General features: G+C 37.4%; 3 protein-coding genes. 1 reads left to right on the top strand and 2 read right to left on the bottom strand.

Annotated features, from left to right (window positions below):
• Positions 1–123: 123 nt before the first annotated feature.
• Complete coding sequence (locus tag PLK24_RS10180) at positions 124–876, bottom strand: SDR family NAD(P)-dependent oxidoreductase (protein ID WP_324478802.1); 753 nt, start codon at positions 874–876, stop codon at positions 124–126.
• A 49-nt stretch (positions 877–925) separates the two neighbouring features.
• Positions 926–2,215: an alpha/beta hydrolase gene (locus PLK24_RS10185; protein WP_324478803.1), complete on the bottom strand. Its 1,290-nt coding sequence runs from the start codon at positions 2,213–2,215 to the stop codon at positions 926–928.
• A 100-nt stretch (positions 2,216–2,315) separates the two neighbouring features.
• Between PLK24_RS10185 and nudC the strand changes: the two genes are divergently transcribed.
• Positions 2,316–3,008: NAD(+) diphosphatase (nudC, locus tag PLK24_RS10190; RefSeq protein ID WP_324478805.1), on the top strand; the 693-nt coding region annotated here is incomplete at its 3' end.

The following is a 3,008-nucleotide window of genomic DNA, read 5'->3' on the forward strand; positions in this document are numbered from 1 at the left end:
TCGATTTCATTTTTTATATCATATCAAACAATGAAAGTCAATTCACTTATTAACTATAATTTTGCAGGTAGCAACTATAGACTCTTTAAGAAAATTCAATAAAATTTCTTCTTAATTCTCACTTTAAGCATACCCACCGGCAACGATCATGACCTGTCCAGTTACAAACCCAGCCTCTTCAGAGGCAAAAAAGAACACACTTTCAGCAATATCGTCAGGGCGTCCTAACCTACCAACAGGTATTTTTTTAATGAGTTGAGGAATGACCTCAGGTGTAGTGGTGGCATGAAATAGATCAGTTTCGATCTTACCCGGGGCAACAACATTAACCGTAATTCCCTGTGAAGCATAATCTCGAGCCAAAGCTTTACTATAAGGAATGATTGCTCCTTTGGTTGCAGCATAATGTGATCCCGAAGATCCACCAGTAATAGCCGCTGTTGAAGAGATATTGATAATTCTTCCCCAATGTTTTTCTATCATCATTGGTAGGGCATGAGCACAGCATAAGAAAACACCTTTCATATTGACTTGATAAAGGCGATCCCACATTTCCTCGTCTATAGTCGTGGTTGATTTGCTCCGTAATTGACCCTCGCCGGCATTATTAACCAAGATATCAACCAGGCCGATATTCTCCTGAATGTATTCAAACATCCTCTTTACTTGGTCCTTTTTCGATACATCAGCACGAAAAGCTATACCTTCACCTCCTAAGGAACGAATTTGTTCAAGTGTTTCCTGAGCGGCATTTTCATTTTGATAGTAATTAATAACTATTTTTGCTCCTCCGTGGGCAAGACGAAGAGAAATTCCCCTTCCTATACCGCGACTTCCACCGGTAATTAAAGCAACATGACCACTTACACCAGGCATAAAAAATAACCTCCAAATAATATAATTGAACTTTTAAGCATGAAATCAACTATTGCCCTAAATTCATAAGAAACGAAACAATCTCGGTTGATTTTTCAGGATCTACGATTTGTGAATGATCTAGGAAACCGTTCAGGAAATATTGATTTTTTGGTAAAACTGTACTTCCTTTAAAAAGAGCCGAATCCTTAGGTACATATCCATCATTATCACCGGGGATCATCTTATAACAAATAAGCGTCAGATTATCAAAGTAGTCATCTCGTTGCCATTTCCAAACCACCTTTGATTGGCAATTTTCATTTTGACAAATTGTGGTACGAATTGGTTGGCTATCTATAACACTAGCAAATACGATATATTTTTTTCGGTTTTCGATATCATTTTGATTTGAAGAGAGTTCGTTGATAAAAGAAGAGGTCTCTTTCATATCGGCAACTCCTGGCATGAGAGACTTTTGAATCCAGGTGCTAAAATTATCTGATCCGAGTAATTTGGCACCAAGGTCGGCTAAGGGAGTTCCCTGATGCGGTGTGCCAAAAGTTATCAGTTTATCTACTGTACCACCCTGAGCAATATAAGATCGAGCTACTAACCCTCCCATGGAATGGGCAATAATAATTGGATTTTCAATTCCATTTTCATTCATTTTTTTATAAAGATCAAGGCCGTTCACTGCAATTAAGTCTGCCCAATTATATTGGAATATCCAAACTTGATGATTATCATAAAAACCTCTTTTTTCCAATTCATTTAATAATTTATTCCACCGGCTTCCATCGCTGTTCATCCCATGGATAAAAATAACTGGTTTACCAACTCCTCCCTTCATAGTTAAATGATTTTTCATGGTCCAAAATCCTTTTGATTGGTCAGTGTTGGTTTTATGAACTTCAAATAGCACTTGCCCTTTTTGTCCGAGATCGCTTGACCATTTCCCCACCCAAGCTCTTTGATCATCAACCCATAAACCTTCAAAAGTCAGCTTTTCACTATGGAATCTCGCGGTAAAGGTAATGTTTCTATCCTTTTGTTCGCCGGATATTGGACCTTCCGAAAAACCATACGAATCAACTCGAGAAAGGACACCAAATACCTTCTCACCTATTTGATTAATATGAACAAAGAATATTTGACTTGGTTTATCTTCCCCATAATCCTCACCTGGTTCAAATAGTGGCATCCCTTGCCACCGACCAGCATAACCATAAGGACTATCTGTGATATCGACCAGGATAAAGCAACCAGATAAAAAAAGTAAAAGAAAAAACATAGAAAAAATAAATAAAAAATAATGTTTTCCCTTTTTTTTATTATGGGAAATTTTTGTTTCTTTCATGAGTAATGAATCCTCCTGGTAGTATAATGATACGGTAAAATATTATAACCTTTAAAAATTTGATTTCACTATTTTTAATCAAAAAATAAGCGAGATAAAAATGACTTCAGATGCTAAACTAAGGAAGAAAAGTTCTTTATTAGATAATTTTACCCCCTATTATTCTCCTCCCCATGATACCGGTGAATTCAGCATGTGGTTTATCTTTTACAAGAACGAGCTCTTGATTCAAGAAAAACAAGGTTCTTATCATGTACCACTTCTCAATATTGTAGAACAGGACAAACTCCCTTTGATAAATCAGTTTTACTTGGGTCAGTATGATTCGATCCATTGCTTTGGAGCGGAGATAAATCCCAAAACATCAACTCCTTCCGGCTATCAATCTTTGGGGTTGCGTCAGCTTTTTGGTTTGATCAGTGATGACTTATTAACCCTTGCCGGGCGCGCAATTCACTTGCTTTACTGGGATTCAACCACACAGTTTTGTGGCCGCTGTGGCCATACCACATTACTAAAAACTGATGAGCGAGCCAAAGAATGCCCTCAATGCGGCTTAATTAATTACCCACAGTTGGCTCCGGCGGTTATTATTTTAATTGAAAAGGATAATGAAATTTTATTAGCTCGATCTCCACGTTTTAAACCCGAAATGTATAGTGTAATTGCTGGGTTTGTTGAACCAGGAGAAACTTTAGAACAAACAGTATTAAGAGAGATACGCGAAGAAGTCGGGATCCAAGTTCATAATATCCAATATTTTGGAAGCCAGCATTGGCCATTCCCTCAATCT

Origin of the sequence: Atribacter sp., assembly GCF_035418125.1 — a bacterium.
GTDB classification, from domain to species: Bacteria; Atribacterota; Atribacteria; order Atribacterales; family Atribacteraceae; genus Atribacter; species Atribacter allofermentans.